General features: G+C 72.4%; 14 protein-coding genes. 3 read left to right on the top strand and 11 right to left on the bottom strand.

Going from position 1 to position 14,436, the window contains the following annotated elements:
* Nucleotides 1–41: 41 nt before the first annotated feature.
* The 6 genes from FHX44_RS23980 to FHX44_RS23955 form a co-directional block, all read right to left on the bottom strand.
* Nucleotides 42–1,040 (bottom strand): LLM class flavin-dependent oxidoreductase, encoded by a 999-nt coding sequence (locus FHX44_RS23980; protein ID WP_147257850.1) that lies wholly within the window; start codon nucleotides 1,038–1,040, stop codon nucleotides 42–44.
* An 89-nt stretch (nucleotides 1,041–1,129) separates the two neighbouring features.
* Nucleotides 1,130–1,813, bottom strand: coding sequence for a hypothetical protein (locus tag FHX44_RS23975; RefSeq protein WP_147257849.1), 684 nt, complete (start codon nucleotides 1,811–1,813; stop codon nucleotides 1,130–1,132).
* Between the two features lie 38 nt (nucleotides 1,814–1,851).
* Entirely contained in the window at nucleotides 1,852–3,024 is a 1,173-nt protein-coding gene (locus FHX44_RS23970) for an aminotransferase class V-fold PLP-dependent enzyme (protein ID WP_147257848.1), read from the bottom strand.
* Between the two features lie 76 nt (nucleotides 3,025–3,100).
* Complete coding sequence (ilvC, locus tag FHX44_RS23965) at nucleotides 3,101–4,105, bottom strand: ketol-acid reductoisomerase (protein WP_147257847.1); 1,005 nt, start codon at nucleotides 4,103–4,105, stop codon at nucleotides 3,101–3,103.
* 25 nt (nucleotides 4,106–4,130) lie between these two features.
* Complete coding sequence (gene ilvN / locus FHX44_RS23960) at nucleotides 4,131–4,637, bottom strand: acetolactate synthase small subunit (RefSeq protein ID WP_147261421.1); 507 nt, start codon at nucleotides 4,635–4,637, stop codon at nucleotides 4,131–4,133.
* Nucleotides 4,637–6,565 (bottom strand): acetolactate synthase large subunit, encoded by a 1,929-nt coding sequence (locus FHX44_RS23955; protein WP_147257846.1) that lies wholly within the window; start codon nucleotides 6,563–6,565, stop codon nucleotides 4,637–4,639. Before FHX44_RS23955 ends, ilvN begins: the two co-directional genes overlap by 1 nt.
* A gap of 328 nt (nucleotides 6,566–6,893) precedes the next feature.
* On the opposite strand from FHX44_RS23955, the gene FHX44_RS23950 reads away from it, so the two are divergent.
* Nucleotides 6,894–7,307, top strand: a complete 414-nt coding sequence (locus FHX44_RS23950) for a PH domain-containing protein (protein WP_170309005.1) — start codon at nucleotides 6,894–6,896, stop codon at nucleotides 7,305–7,307.
* Between the two features lie 77 nt (nucleotides 7,308–7,384).
* Here FHX44_RS23950 and FHX44_RS23945 read toward each other — a convergent pair whose 3' ends face one another.
* Together FHX44_RS23945 and FHX44_RS23940 are read right to left on the bottom strand one after the other, a co-directional pair.
* Nucleotides 7,385–8,146, bottom strand: coding sequence for a maleylpyruvate isomerase family mycothiol-dependent enzyme (locus FHX44_RS23945; protein ID WP_212612619.1), 762 nt, complete (start codon nucleotides 8,144–8,146; stop codon nucleotides 7,385–7,387).
* Entirely contained in the window at nucleotides 8,143–8,757 is a 615-nt protein-coding gene (locus FHX44_RS23940; protein WP_147257844.1) for a TetR/AcrR family transcriptional regulator, read from the bottom strand. Before FHX44_RS23940 ends, FHX44_RS23945 begins: the two co-directional genes overlap by 4 nt.
* Nucleotides 8,758–8,948: 191 nt before the next feature.
* Between FHX44_RS23940 and ilvD the strand changes: the two genes are divergently transcribed.
* Together ilvD and FHX44_RS23930 are read left to right on the top strand one after the other, a co-directional pair.
* Nucleotides 8,949–10,790 carry a dihydroxy-acid dehydratase gene (gene ilvD, locus FHX44_RS23935; protein ID WP_147257843.1) on the top strand — a complete coding sequence of 614 codons (1,842 nt, stop codon included), beginning with the start codon at nucleotides 8,949–8,951 and terminating at the stop codon, nucleotides 10,788–10,790.
* Nucleotides 10,787–11,947: a GDSL-type esterase/lipase family protein gene (locus tag FHX44_RS23930; RefSeq protein WP_147257842.1), complete on the top strand. Its 1,161-nt coding sequence runs from the start codon at nucleotides 10,787–10,789 to the stop codon at nucleotides 11,945–11,947. The genes ilvD and FHX44_RS23930 overlap by 4 nt, the downstream gene beginning before the upstream one ends.
* On the opposite strand, the gene speB is transcribed toward FHX44_RS23930, so the two are convergent.
* The 3 genes from speB to FHX44_RS23915 are packed head-to-tail and all read right to left on the bottom strand — an operon-like array spanning nucleotide 11,944 to nucleotide 14,427.
* Entirely contained in the window at nucleotides 11,944–12,945 is a 1,002-nt protein-coding gene (gene speB / locus FHX44_RS23925) for an agmatinase (RefSeq protein ID WP_147257841.1), read from the bottom strand. The two genes, FHX44_RS23930 and speB, sit on opposite strands and share 4 nt — an antisense overlap.
* The gene (locus FHX44_RS23920) at nucleotides 12,914–13,837 is read right to left on the bottom strand and encodes an aminoglycoside phosphotransferase family protein (protein ID WP_170309004.1); all 924 of its coding nucleotides are present in this window, start codon (nucleotides 13,835–13,837) and stop codon (nucleotides 12,914–12,916) included. The genes speB and FHX44_RS23920 overlap by 32 nt, the downstream gene beginning before the upstream one ends.
* On the bottom strand, nucleotides 13,834–14,427 hold the full coding sequence (locus FHX44_RS23915) for a DoxX family protein (RefSeq protein ID WP_147257839.1): 594 nt from the start codon (nucleotides 14,425–14,427) through the stop codon (nucleotides 13,834–13,836). The genes FHX44_RS23920 and FHX44_RS23915 overlap by 4 nt, the downstream gene beginning before the upstream one ends.
* Nucleotides 14,428–14,436 lie beyond the last annotated feature (9 nt).

The raw sequence follows: 14,436 nt of genomic DNA, 5'->3' as shown, positions 1-14,436 counted from the left end.
CCGCTCAGACCCGCTCGCCGATCGGAGTGAAGCGGAGGCGGTCAGACACGAGCCGGGCGCACCTGCTCCACGAGCAGCTCGGCGGAGCGGAACCACGCCGCCCGATCGACCACCGGGAACGTCACGATCAGCTCGTCGGCGTCCGCGCGGCGGGCGAAGTCGTCCAGGTACTTCACCACGACGTCGGGGGTGCCCGCGGCGGTGTAGCGCGTCATCGCCCGGATCTGCTGACCGGCGGGCGCCTCGAGCAGGATCTCGGCCTCCTCGTCGGTGAGGTCGTGGCCGCCGCGGGAGAGGAACCGCTTCACGCGGTCGCGCTGAACGGCGTGCAGCGCCTCCGCGGCCTCGTCGGCGGAGTCGGCGACGACGACGTTCACAGCGGCCATCGCGTGCGGCGCGGCGAGCTGCGCAGACGGCCGGAACTCCTTGCGGTAGAGGGCGACCGCCTGTTCGAGGGCGTCCGGGGCGAAGTGCGAGGCGAACGCGTAGGGCAGCCCGAGCGCCGCGGCCACCCGCGCCCCGTACAGCGACGAGCCGAGGATCGTGACCGGCACGTTCGTGCCGCGTCCGGGGTAGGCGTGCACACCCGGGATCAGGCTCTCGTCGGAGAGGAAGGCCTGCAGCTCCTGGACGTCCTGGGGGAAGCGGTCGGCCGCTCCCGGGTCGCGGCGCAGGGCGGAGACGGTGGCCTGGTCGGTGCCGGGCGCGCGACCGAGTCCGAGCTCGATCCGTCCCGGATGCAGGCTGGCGAGCGTGCCGAACTGCTCGGCGATCACGAGCGGTGAGTGGTTGGGCAGCATGACGCCGCCCGATCCGAGGGTGATCCGCTCGGTGTGTGCCGCGACGTGCGCGATCAGGACGCTCGTCGCCGAGGACGCCACCGCCCGCATGTTGTGGTGCTCGGCGTACCAGATCCGCCGGAACCCCCACTCCTCCGCCCGCTGCGCGAACGCCACGCTCGCCTCGAGGCCTTCGCGGATCGTCTCGCCGTCCCTGACGGTGGCGAGGTCGAGGATCGACAGCGGCAGGGGAACGGACACGGCGGCGACCTTTCGTTGCGGGACGCCATGGTCAACCCCCGAGTCCCCCCACGTCTTCCCGCGACGGTCGGCAGCGTCCGCTCACGGGGTCACTCGCCCTCCTCCGAGCGCCGGAGGATCCGCTCGACGATCTCCCCGATCGGCTGGGCGGGACCGGCGTCCGGGGGCCGGATGTTCGCCGGTCCGCCGAAGTCGGAGAGGGTGAGGGTGATGCGGGAGCGGATGTCGTACGAGCCGAACAGCCCGCCCCGGCCGGGCGGGAGCTCGAGCCGGCATTCGGTGACCCGGTCGGCGGCGTCGGTGCGGACCCTCCCGGTCGCGACCGCGTCGAGATGACCGGCCTGGTGGAAGGCCGTGCGGAGCTCGTCGCGCAACGGCGCGGGGCCGGCCTCGACCGCGCGCTGCGCGCTCATCGTCACGGCGTGGTCCCGGCTCTCGGCCGTCCGCACCTCCACCACCCCGTAGAGCCAGCCGAGTACGGCCATCAGGCTCGCCGACCCCCAGCCACCCATGTCCAGGACGTGCCACTGGTCGTCCGCCTCCTGGCTGTAGACGACCCCACCATCGGTGATCTGGAACACATCGGGGACGTCCCGCGGTAGCTCCGTCACCGTGTGGGCGACCGCGCGCCGGTGGGTGAAGTCGCAGATCCCGCGGCTGCGCGACCGCATCATCGCGGCGGGCTCGGACTCGAGCCACATCTCGAAGTACGTCGTTCCGGCGTTCACCGTCGCCTCGACCGCGGCCCGGATTCCCGCGGCGTCCGCCCCCATCGCTCCCCGTCCCCCTCCGCGCCCGTCCTCCACGCGGTTCAGCGCGCAAGGCCGGCGATCACCTCGACCGCGCGGTCCAGCTCGCTCTCGGTGTTGTAGTAGTGCGGAGACAGGCGCACCAGCGGGTGCACGTCGCGCACCTCCGTGTCGAACTGGGTGTCCTCGGGCACGGTGGCGGTCGCGTTGACCCCGGCGCGGGCGAGCGCGGCGACGACCTCGGCGGTCGGCACGCCGTCGACCTTCGCCGTGACGATCGCGCACCGGTTGCTGCCCAGGTCGTGGGTGGACACCCCGGGCACCGCGTCGAGCCGCTCGCGCAGCGTGGCGCCCAGCGCCAGGGTGCGTGCGGCGATGGCGTCCATGCCCAGGTCGAGCGCCTGCCGGACGGCGGCTCCCAGGCCGAGCTGGTTGACGTAGCTGTTCTCCCAGGACTCGAAGCGCCGTGCCCCGTCGGCCCATGTGAAGCCGCGCCCGCCGTCCCAGGTGGCGGAGCGGATCTCGGCGACGTAGGGGTCGAGCCGCTCCAGCGCGGCGGAGCGCACCCAGAGGAAGCCGGTGCCGCGCGGGCCGCGCAGGAACTTCCGCCCGGTGGCGGACAGCATGTCGCAGCCGATCTCGCGCACGTCGACCGGGAACTGGCCCACCGACTGCGTGGCGTCGAGCAGGTAGAGCACACCGGCCTCCCGCGCGATGCGCCCGACCTCGACGGCCGGGTTGACGAGCCCGCCGCTGGTGGGTACGTGGCTGAGCCCGATCAGCCGCGTGCGCTCGTCGACGAGGTCGGCCAGCGCGGTGGTGTCGAGCTGCCCGCTCCCGTCGTTCGGGACGACGACGACCTCGGCGCCGGTCCGCTGCGCCACCTGCAGGTAGGCCAGCACGTTGCTGCCGTACTCGGCGCGGCCGGTGAGGATCCGGTCGCCGGGGCCGAGCGGCACCGAGTAGAACGCGGCGTTCCAGGCGTGGGTGGCGTTGTCGAAGAACGCGATCTCCTCGCGCGCGCCTCCCACCAGCTCGGCGACCGCGGCGTACACCGCCGCGATGTCGTCCCGGGCGGCGTCCGCGGCCTCGTACCCGCCGATCTCCGCCTCCCAGCGGAGGTGCCCGACCATGACGTCCACTGTCGGCTGCGCGAGCAGGCCCGCGCCCGCGTTGTTCAGGTGCACCCGCTGGGCACACCCCGGGGTCCGTGCCCTGAGGGCGTCGACGTCCACCACCCGATCATGCAGGAACGGCCCGTCCGTCCAGTAGGGCTGGACGGACGGGCCGTTCGTGCGATCGGTGGGAGGCTCAGGTGGCCTTGGTGCCCACCCAGCTCATCAGGCCGCGCAGCTTCTCCCCGACCTGCTCGATCGGGTGGTCCTGCCCCTCCTTCTGGAGGCGGGTGAAGTTGGGGCGGCCTGCGTCGTCCTCGGCCACCCACTCGCGCGCGAACGTGCCGTCCTGGATCTCACCCAGGATCTTCTTCATCTCCTCCTTGACCGCGGGCGTGATCACGCGCGGGCCACGGGTGAGGTCGCCGTACTCGGCGGTGTCGGAGATGGAGAAGCGCTCGTTCGCGATGCCGCCCTCGTACATGAGGTCGACGATCAGCTTGAGCTCGTGCAGGCACTCGAAGTAGGCCACCTCGGGCGCGTAGCCGGCCTCGGTGAGCACCTCGAACCCGGTCTGCACCAGCGCGGCAGCGCCACCGCAGAGCACGGCCTGCTCGCCGAACAGGTCGGTCTCGGTCTCCTCCTTGAACGTGGTCTCGATGACGCCCGCGCGGGCGCCGCCGATCGCCGCGGCGTAGGAGAGGGCGAGTGCCTTGGCGTTCCCGCTGGGGTCCTGCTCGACGGCGATGAGGCAGGGCACGCCCTTGCCGTCGACGAACTGGCGGCGCACCAGGTGGCCGGGGCCCTTCGGAGCGACCATCGCCACGTCGACGTTCGCCGGGGGCTTGATCAGCTCGTAGCGGATGTTGAAGCCGTGGCCGAAGAAGATCGCGTCACCCTCCTTCAGGTTCGGCGCGATGTCCTCGGCGTAGATGTGGCGCTGCTTCGTGTCCGGCGCCAGGATCATGATCACGTCGGCCCACGCGGAGACCTCGGCGGGAGTGCCCACCTCGAGCCCCTCGTCCTGTGCCTTCTGTCGCGACTTCGAGCCCCCGGGCAGGCCGATCCGCACGTCGACGCCCGAGTCGCGCAGCGACAGCGAGTGGGCGTGGCCCTGGCTGCCGTAGCCGATCACCGCGACCTTGCGGCCCTGGATGATCGACAGATCGGCGTCGTCGTCGTAGTAGATGTTCACGCTCATGACGGGTGTGGTTCGTCCTCTCGTATTAGCGAACAGCTGCGGCGGTGATGGAGCGGGGACCGCGGCCGACGGCCACCATCCCGGACTGCACCATCTCCCGGATCCCGAAGGGCTCGAGGTTCTTGAGCAGCGCGCTGAGCTTCTCAGCCGTGCCGGTGGCCTCGATGGTGAGCGCCTCCGGCGTGACGTCGACCGCCTTGGCGCGGAACAGGTCCACGATCTCGAGCACCTGGCTGCGCACGCTCGGGTCGGCGCGCACCTTGACCAGCAGCAGCTCGCGCTGCACCGATGCCGCCGGCTCCAGCTCGACGATCTTGATGACGTGGATCAGCTTGTTGAGCTGCTTGGTGACCTGCTCGAGCGGGAAGTCGTCGACGGCGACGACGATCGTCATCCGCGAGACCTCCGGGTGCTCGGTGGGCCCGACGGCGAGCGACTCGATGTTGAACCCGCGGCGCGAGAACAAGCCCGACACCCGGGCGAGCACGCCCGGCTTGTCCTCGACCAGCACCGACAGGGTGTGCCTCTGGATCATGCTTCCCTCGTCATCTGCGTGCTGGCCGTCGCGTCGTCGGCGACGAGCTCGTCCGAGTCGAAGAGCGGCCGGATGTCACGGGCCGCCATGATCTGGTCGTTCCCGGTGCCCGCGGCCACCATCGGCCACACCTGGGCGTCGGCGCCGACCACGAAGTCGATGACGACCGGCCGGTCGTCGATCTCCATGGCCTGGTGGATCACCCGGTCGACGTCCTCCTTGGACTCCGCGCGCAGCCCCACGCAGCCCATGGCCTCTGCGAGCAGCTTGAAATCCGGGATCCGGTGCTTGTGCGTGCCGAGATCGGTGTTGGAGTACCGCTCCGAGTAGAACAGGTTCTGCCACTGGCGGACCATGCCCAGGTTGCCGTTGTTGATGACGGCCACCTTGATCGGGATGTTCTCGATCGCGCAGGTGGCGAGCTCCTGGTTGGTCATCTGGAAGCAGCCGTCGCCGTCGATCGCCCACACCACGGCGTCGGGGCGGGCCATCTTCGCGCCCATCGCGGCCGGCACCGCGAAGCCCATCGTGCCGAGGCCACCGGAGTTCAGCCAGGACCGCGGCTTCTCGTACCTGATGAACTGGGCCGCCCACATCTGGTGCTGGCCGACACCCGCGGTGTAGACGGCGTCCGGCCCGGCGATCTCGCCGATCCGCTCGATGACGTACTGCGGGGAGAGCGAACCGTCGGCCGGCCAGTCGTAGCCGAGCGGGTAGGTCTCGCGCAGCTCGTCCAGCTGCGCCCACCACGGCGTGAGGTCGGCCGTGCCGGCGGCCCGCTCGGCGCGCACGGCGTCGATCAGCTCGGTGATGACCTCCTTGCAGTCGCCCACGATCGGGACGTCCGCGCGGCGGTTCTTCGAGATCTCCGCCGGGTCGATGTCGGCGTGCACGACGGCGGCGTGCGGCGCGAACGTCGACAGCTGCCCGGTGACCCGGTCGTCGAACCGGGCGCCGAGTGCCACCAGCAGGTCGGCCCGCTGCATGGCCGCCACGGCGGCGACCGTGCCGTGCATGCCCGGCATCCCGACGTGCTGCTGGTGGCCGTCCGGGAAGGCGCCGCGCGCCATCAGCGTGGTGACGACCGGGATGCCGGTGAGCTCGGCCAGCTCGAGCAGCTCGGCCGTGGCCTCGGCCTTGAGCACGCCGCCGCCGACGTAGAGCACGGGCTGCCTGGCCGAGCACATGAGCTTGGCCGCCTCGCGGATCTGCTTGCCGTGCGGCCGGGTCGTCGGCCGGTAGCCGGGCAGCTTCATCTCCGGCGGCCAGGAGAACGTGGTCTTCTCCTGCAGCACGTCCTTCGGGATGTCCACCAGCACCGGGCCGGGTCGGCCCGTGGACGCCAGGTGGAACGCCTCCATGATCGCGCGCGGGATCTCCGTCGCGTCGGTCACGAGCATGTTGTGCTTGGTGATCGGCATGGTGATGCCGGTGATGTCGGCTTCCTGGAACGCGTCCGTGCCGATCAGCGGGCGGCTCTGCTGACCGGTGATCGCAACCACGGGGATCGAGTCCATGTGCGCGTCGGCGATCGGGGTGACCAGGTTCGTGGCACCCGGACCCGAGGTCGCCATGCAGACGCCCACCTTGCCGGTGGCCTGGGCGTAGCCGGTGGCGGCGTGGCCTGCGCCCTGCTCGTGGCGCACGAGCACGTGCCGCACCTTCGTGGAGTCGAGCAGCGGGTCGTACGCCGGGAGGATCGTGCCGCCCGGGATGCCGAAGACGACCTCGCAGCCCACCTCCTCGAGCGAGCGCACGAGCGACTGGGCACCGGTCATCGGCACCTCCTCGATGCGCCGTACCGGCTGGCCTGCGGTTGAGGACTGGCCCGCGGTGGTGGGCTGGCCCTGGCGGCCCGGAGGCGGCCCCGGCTTGGGGGCCGGCGGCCCGGGGACCGGGCCGGATCGGGGCGTTGCGGTGGTCATCTGCTGATCGCTCCGCATGGGGGTCGGGATCCGGACAGAAAAAAACCCTCGACCGTCGGGCTGACGGAACGAGGGTGGCGCGTCGACGACCGAGGGCTCGCTCAGGCGTGGACGCGCCTGAGAAGTACGAGCACCCGGATGGCGGACATGACGGCGACGCTAGCCGCCCGATCGTCGGCGCGTCAATTCCGTGAGACGCACGTACCAGATCGTGGGATTGTGGGGTCTCCCGAAGCGGGCGCTGGAGGATCCCGCCATCCACACGCGAGTTCCCCAGGTTGAGGAATGCCACGTTCAGGAACATCAGTGCGGTGCGACCATGATGGGCGTGAGCGCCCAGCCCGAGTCCCCACCGCGCGCCGTCTTCCGCGTCTCCCCGCTCGTCGTGCTGGCGGCGTTGACGTTCGCCGTCTGCGCCACCCCGGTGGCGTGGGCCGGGCCGTACCTGTGGCTGATCTACCTGGTCCCGATCGGGATCATCGTGTGGACGCTGCGGGTCCGCACCGTCGCCGACCCCGAGACCGTCTCGGTCCGCCGGATGGTCGGCGGCCGCGAGGTGCCGTGGAGCGACATCGCGAAGGTGCACCTCGCGCGTGCCCGCAACCCCGCTTCGGCCCGCGTCAGCGCCGTGCTCGCCGACGGTTCCGAGCTCGCGCTCCCGGCCGTGCACGTGCGCGACCTGCCCCGGCTCGCCGCGGTGAGCGGCGGCCGCCTCCCCGACCCTGCGACGAGCGGCGAGTAGCCCGGCACCATTCCGACGAGCGGCGCGCTCGTCGGAACCTATCCGACCAACGCGCCGGTCGTCGGAATCTCGCCGGTCTAGAAGGGCACCTCCACGCCGAGCAGGCCTTCGCCGTGGCCGCGACCGGACAGCACCCGGCAGAACTCGATCGCATCCGACTCCAGCTCGGGGCCGTTCCCCGAGCTCCAGCGCCCGCCGGCGGGGCCGGTCAGCGTGAGGGCGTAGGGCTGTCCGTGCCGGCCGGCCCACTCGGCAACGACGTCGGCGACGATCGCCCCGTCGTGCTCCGGCGTGAGCACGAGGTCGCGGCCCGTGGCACGTGCGGTGTCGACGCGGTGCATCCAGGTGTCGCGCGTGAGGATCGTGGCGAACAGGTACCCGAACGTCCAGCGCTCCGGCACCCCACCGATGGCCTGGGTGCCCGGCATCGGCGCCGCGCCCATGACGGCGCACCGGCGGCGCCTGCCCCGCACCGCCCGGGGCGCGACCTCCGCGTAGCGCGCGAGGAGCTCCTCCGTGCTCAGGCCGGCGTTCTCCTGCACCTGCAGGCCGGTGAGCGCGTCGATGAACACCCCGCCGTGGCGGGTCGCGGTGACGTTCTGCCGCGCCATGACCTTGAGCGAGGCGGCGAACTGCGCCATCCCGAGGCAGTGCCCTGCCATGGCCCGGACGTCGTCCCACGCCGGGCAGTCGGTCGGGCGCGTCCACTCGGCCGCGTCCAGGGAACGCAGCTGTTCGAGGTAGCGGCCGTACTCGGTGGCGGCGAGCCGCATCGCCGTGTCACGGTCGAGGGCGGACCGGCGCGGTGGGGCGGCCGAGCGGGTTCGGGTGGTGGTCATGTCTCCTCCTGGTCATCGTCGACCTGCGGAAGGTGGAGCGCGTCGGCGTACATGTCGACGGCGCGGTCGAGGAGCCGGGCGTAGCGCGTACCGCCCGGGTCGTTGGCCCACTGGGCGTCGGCGAGCCCGCCGACGAGCGCGATGAAGAGGTCGACGTCCCCGTCGTCGGTGATCCCCATGCCGGCCATGTCGGAGCGGAGGCGTTCGACGACCCGTACGGCGGGGGCGTAGCTCTCCGGGCTCGGGGTGAAGCCGGGGATCGTGCGCTGGTTCATCAGCTGGTTGCGGGGGAGGTCCGCCACCGCGAACTCGAAGAACCGCCTGGCCATCGCCCGGAGCGCCGCACGCGGCTGCGCCGGGAGGACGACGCCGTCGGTCAGCTCCTCGTAGGAGCGCCATGCCTGCCCGAACATCGCGTCGTAGATCGCGTTCTTCGACGAGAAGTGCGAGTACAGCGACGGTGCCCGCATGCCGACGCGCGCCGCGACCTCGCGCAGGGTCAGCGCGGCCAGCCCGTTCTCCCGCGCGACGGCCCATGCGGCTGAGAGGATCTCCTGCCGTGCTGCCTCACGTCGTTTGCTCTGCCAATCAGCAGTAGCTTCGCCTAACACAGTTAGAAATTGTCCTCCGCGGAGGACCGCCCGTCAAGAAGGGCTTCGCCCGACGCGTAACGTGGAGTCGATCCCGCTAGCGGCCCGCCCGACCACGCGTCCGGTCCTGCCCGCGCGGAGCGCAGCGACGCCGCCGAGCCACCGCACCCGCGGAGTCAGCGCGCACTTCCGGCCCAGCGAGAGGAAGAGACGTGCCGGCACTCCGGTCCCGAGTCACCACCCACGGTCGCAACGCCGCCGGAGCGCGCTCGCTCTGGCGCGCCACCGGCATGGGGGACGACGACTTCGGCAAGCCGATCGTCGCGATCGCCAACTCCTACACCCAGTTCGTGCCCGGGCACGTACACCTCAAGGACCTCGGCGACCTCGTCGCCGGTGCCGTCCGCGAGGCGGGCGGCGTGGCGCGGGAGTTCAACACCATCGCCGTGGACGACGGCATTGCGATGGGGCACGGCGGGATGCTCTACTCGCTGCCCTCGCGCGAGGTGATCGCCGACGCCGTCGAGTACATGGTCAACGGCCACGCCGCCGACGCGCTCGTCTGCATCTCCAACTGCGACAAGATCACCCCGGGCATGCTCAACGCCGCGATGCGGCTCGACATCCCCACCGTCTTCGTCTCGGGTGGGCCGATGGAGGCCGGCAAGGCCGTCGTCGTCGGCGGGGTCGCCCAGGCGCCCACCGACCTGATCACCGCGATCGCCGCCTCGGCGTCGTCGCAGGTGGACGAGGCCGGCCTCACCGAGGTCGAGCGCTCGGCGTGCCCCACGTGCGGCTCGTGCTCGGGCATGTTCACCGCCAACTCGATGAACTGCCTCACCGAGGCGCTCGGCCTCGCCCTGCCCGGCAACGGTTCCACCCTGGCCACCCACGCCGCGCGCCGCGAACTGTTCCTCGAGGCGGGCCGCACCGTGATGGCGCTCGCGAAGCGCTGGTACGGCGAGGACGACGCGTCCGTGCTGCCGCGCTCGATCGCCAACCGGCACGCGTTCGAGAACGCGATGGCGCTCGACGTCGCGATGGGCGGCTCCACGAACACGGTGCTGCACATCCTCGCAGCAGCGCAGGAAGGTGAGATCGACTTCGACCTCGCGGCGATCGACGAGGTCTCGCGCCGCGTGCCGTGCCTGGCCAAGGTCTCGCCGAACTCCAGCTACCACATGGAGGACGTGCACCGCGCAGGCGGCATCCCGGCCATCCTCGGCGAGCTGTGGCGGGCCGGCCTGCTGCACGAGGACGTGCACACCGTGCACGCGCCGACGCTCGCGCGGTGGCTCTCGGAGTGGGACATCCGCAGCGGCTCGGCGTCGGAGAAGGCCGTGGAGCTGTTCCACGCCGCGCCCGGCGGCGTGCGCACCACCGAGGCGTTCTCCACCGAGAACCGCTGGTCGTCGCTCGACACCGACGCGGAGGGCGGCTGCATCCGCGACGTCGCCCACGCCTACACCGCGGACGGCGGGCTGGCCGTGCTGCGCGGCAACATCGCCCCGGACGGCGCCGTGATCAAGACTGCGGGCATCCCCGAGGACATCTGGCGCTTCGAGGGCCCGGCGCGGGTGGTGGACAGCCAGGAGGAGGCCGTGTCGGTCATCCTCACCAAGCAGATCCAGCCCGGCGACGTGCTCGTCGTGCGTTACGAGGGACCAGCAGGCGGCCCCGGGATGCAGGAGATGCTGCACCCCACCGCGTTCCTCAAGGGCTCGGGCCTCGGTGCGAAGTGCGCCCTGATCACCGACGGCCGGTTCTCCGGCGGCTCCAGCGGCATCTCGGTGGGGCACATCTCCCCCGAGGCCGCGAGCGGCGGCGTGATCGGCCTGATCGAGGACGGCGACACCGTTCTCATCGACGTCAGGGCGCGGCTGCTCGAGGTCGAGGTCCCCGACGAGGTGCTCGCCGAGCGGCGCACCAAGATGGACGCGAGCGAGCGGCCGTGGCAGCCGAAGGAGCGCGACCGGCCGGTCAGCAAGGCGCTGCGCGCCTACGCGGCCCTGGCCACCAGCGCCGACAAGGGAGCCGTGCGGCAGGTCCCGTGAGTCGGACGAGCTGGATCACCACACCGGTCACCGCCGGCCTCCTGCGCGGTGCGCTCGAACTGGAGCGCACCGAGCACGGCCTGCTGCCGCACCGGCTCCCGGCGCGGGCTCGCGCCCAGTGCGGGGACGGGCAGCTGGCGATGGCCGAGGCCCAGCCGTCCGGCGTGCGCCTGGTGTTCCGGACCCGAGCCACCGCCGTCGAGCTGGACACGCTGCGCACCAGGCCCACCTACCGGGGCATCCCACCGCGCGCCGACGGGGTGTACGACCTGCTCGTCGACGGCCGCCTCGCCGGCCGGGCGACGGGGACCGGTGGCAACCTCCTGGTGCTCGACATGGCCACCGGTACCGCGGAGACCCAGCCCGGCCCGGTGGGGACCATTCGGTTCAGCGGCCTCCCCGAGCGGGTGAAGGACGTCGAGATCTGGCTGCCGTACAACGAGATCACCGAACTGGTCGCCCTGCGCAGCAACGCCCCGGTCGAGGCGGTGCCGCCGGGCGGCCGCAGGGTGTGGGTGCACCACGGCAGCTCGATCAGCCACGGCTCGAACGCCGCGAGCCCCACCACGACCTGGGCCGCACTGGCCGCGTCGCTCGGCGGCGTCGACCTGGTGAACCTCGGCCTGGGCGGCAGCGCGCTGCTCGATCCGTTCACGGCCCGCACCATCCGCGACACCCCGGCGGACCTGGTCAGTGTCAAGCTCGGCATCAACCTGGTCAACGCCGACCTGATGCGGCTGCGCGCCTTCACCCCCGCCGTGCACGGCTTCCTCGACACCATCCGCGAGGGCCACCCCAGCACGCCGCTGCTGGTCGTCTCGCCCCTGCTCTGCCCCATCCACGAGGACACGCCGGGCCCGGGCGCCGCCGACCTCAGCACCGGGACCCTGCAGTTCCGGGCCACCGGCGACCCGGCGGAGCGCGCCGCCGGGAAGCTCACGCTGCGGGTCATCCGCGAGGAGCTGGCCCGGATCGTGGAGCAGCGGGCCGCCGACGACCCGAACCTGCACCACCTCGACGGCCGCGTCCTCTACGGCGAGGCCGACTTCGCCGAGCTGCCCCTGCCCGACGGGCTGCACCCGGATGCCGCCACCCACCAGCGCATCGGCGAACGCTTCGCGAAGCTGGCGTTCGGCGCCGGGGGCGCGTTCGCCTAACGGCCGTCCAGCAGGGGACGGGTCGGGTCGTGGCCGGTCCCCCGCTTCTTCCAGGCCAGGCCCGACAGCGCCTCCAGCACCACGCGGTTGGCCAGCGCAGCGGTGATGTCGGCGTGGTCGTGGGGCGGCGAGACCTCGACGACGTCGATGCCGACGACCGGCAGCTCCATGCAGATGCGGCGCACGGAGTCGAGCAGCTGCCGGGCCGAGAACCCACCCGGTTCCGGTGTGCCGGTGCCGGGGGCGTGACCGGGGTCGCAGACGTCGATGTCGACGGACAGGAAGACGCCCTCACACTCGTCCGTGGCGATCGCGAAGGCCTCGTCGAGGCAGGCCGTCAGGCCCCGGGCACCGATCTCGGTCATCTCGAACGAGCGCATGCCCTGCTCGGCCATCCACGCGAGCGTCTCCGGCCCGGGCCAGTACCCGCGCAGCCCGAGCTGCAGAAAACGGTCGCCGCGCAGCGCGCCGGACTCGATCAGCCTGCGCATCGGCGCGCCGTGCCCCCACAGCGAGCCGGACTGGATGTCGCCGGTGTCGGCGTGCGCATCGAAGTGGATCATCGAGACGCGGCCGTGGCCGTGGTGGTTGGCCACCCCCTTCGCGTCGGCGAAGGCGATGGCGTGGTCGCCGCCGAGGACCAGCGGCAGCGCGCCGCTCCGCGCCACCGTCGTGACGGCCTCCTCGAGCACCCGCAGGCTTCGCTCGGCATCGCCGGAGAACATCTCCACGTCGCCGGCGTCGAGCACGTGCAGGTCCTGCAACCCGTCCACCCGCAGGGCGAGGCTGGGGCGGCTCCGGTCGTGCGGCAGGTAGTCGGTCGTCCGGATCGCCTGCGGGCCGAAGCGCGTGCCGGGCCGGTGCGACGTGCCACCGTCGAACGGCGCGCCGAGCACGACGACGTCGGCACCCGCGTAGCTGCCGGGCTCGTCGATCGTGCAGCGGTCGATGCCGAGGAACGTGACGTCAGGGCCGTACATCGGGCCGAAGCGCGGCATGACCGCAGCGTTGCAGGGCAGGACCGAGCTCGTCGAGCGCGCGGGCGGCCGTCTCGACCATGTCGGTGACGCGGGCGGCGCCCAGGTGGTCGGCGGCGAAGCCGAGGTACTGCACGTGCACCTGGACCTGCGCCCAGAGCCGCTCGACCTCCCGCAGCGCGGGCGGGAGGGCCGGCGGGTGGTACGCGGAGGGCGCCGCAACTCCTTGCGCGGCCAGCGTCGCGACGTCCAGCCCGGCCGGTGCGACGCGGGCGTTCCCCCAGTCGATCAGCACCGCCCCGCCGGGGGCGAGCAGCACGTTGCCGCGGTGCGCATCGCCGTGCGTGAGCGTGCGCGGGAGCAGTGCGAGCGCGGTACGCAGGCGGGCGTCGGTGGACCAGGCCTCGAGCAGCCCGACGATCTCGGCGAGCCGCGCGTCGCCGGTGCGATCGCGCGCGCCGCGGACGGCGGGCAGCGTGTGCCCGGTGACCATCCCCCACCACCAGCGCGCGTCGACAACGGGCACACCCCGCGGCCGCTTGCCGTGCCAGTGGGTGTGCACGCGGCCGAGCACGTCCCACACCTCGGCGGGGACCTCGCCGCCGTCCAGCGCCGGGCCCGCGTAGAAGGGCATGACCAGCCATGGGCCGTGCCGGTCGCGGCCGGTGGCGAGCAGGCGGGGCCGGTCCACGCCGGCCACCACCCCCAGCGCGCGCATCGCCGCCACCTCGCTCGGCCGCGCCCGTTTGAGGACGACCACCGCGGGACGGTCACCGGCATCCAGGTCGACGCGCTCGACGGCGGCGGCGACGTACCCGCCCGCGAGCGGCGCCCGCGCGGTCACCGTCACCGGCGCTCCCGCCCACCGCGCCACCGCCTGCAGCCACGCGGAATCCGGCGGTGGGGGCGTCACCGGAGCAGTACGAGCACCAGCACACCGGCCGCCAGGCCGATCACCAGGGCGAGAACCCCCCACGGAGCGGGGCGCAGGTTCCAGGTGCGCCCCTTGTCCACGGCGATCCGGCCGGCCCCGGTGAGCGCGAGCCCGGCCGCGGCCAGTCCCAGCACCACGTCGAGCTCCACCGCGTTCGCCCCGGCGGGCGAGGCGATGAAGAACCCGTTCCCGAACTTGACCGCGACCGAGTTGATCATCAGTGCGAGCAGCCCGGTCGCCGCGAGCGGAGTCAGGAAGCCGAGCACCACCAACGCGCCGCCGACCACCGCCGTGAGCCCGGCGACCCAGGCCAGGACGACGGGCTGCTGGTACGCGAAGCCCTCCAGGGTGCGCGCGAACCCGTCGATGCCCGGGCCGCCCCACAGGCCGGACACGATCTGCATCCCGTGGGCGAAGAACGTGCCACCGACCGCGAAACGCAGCAGGAGCAGCCCGATGTCGGTACCGGGATTCCACGCCAGCGGCCTGCGATTGGGCCGCGTCTGCGCGGGCTCCGGGGAACCGAACCCGCCCGCGCCGGGCAGGATCGACGTGGGCTGGTCGCTCATGGCGCCCGA

The sequence above is a fragment of the Pseudonocardia hierapolitana genome, assembly GCF_007994075.1.
Lineage (GTDB): Bacteria > Actinomycetota > Actinomycetes > Mycobacteriales > Pseudonocardiaceae > Pseudonocardia > Pseudonocardia hierapolitana.
Note: the sequence above shows the minus strand (reverse complement) of the source record. Positions and strands in the feature narration are given on the sequence as shown.

What these genes read in the sequence shown, in the direction of transcription:
- speB (WP_147257841.1), bottom strand. Translation starts at nt 12,945, where the DNA reads ATGCCGCGCTTCGGCCCGATGTACGGCCCTGACGTCACGTTCCTCGGC.
- ilvC (WP_147257847.1), bottom strand. Translation starts at nt 4,105, where the DNA reads ATGAGCGTGAACATCTACTACGACGACGACGCCGATCTGTCGATCATC.
- FHX44_RS23915 (WP_147257839.1), bottom strand. Translation starts at nt 14,427, where the DNA reads ATGAGCGACCAGCCCACGTCGATCCTGCCCGGCGCGGGCGGGTTCGGT.
- FHX44_RS23975 (WP_147257849.1), bottom strand. Translation starts at nt 1,813, where the DNA reads ATGGGGGCGGACGCCGCGGGAATCCGGGCCGCGGTCGAGGCGACGGTG.
- FHX44_RS23955 (WP_147257846.1), bottom strand. Translation starts at nt 6,565, where the DNA reads ATGACCACCGCAACGCCCCGATCCGGCCCGGTCCCCGGGCCGCCGGCC.
- FHX44_RS23945 (WP_212612619.1), bottom strand. Translation starts at nt 8,146, where the DNA reads ATGACCACCACCCGAACCCGCTCGGCCGCCCCACCGCGCCGGTCCGCC.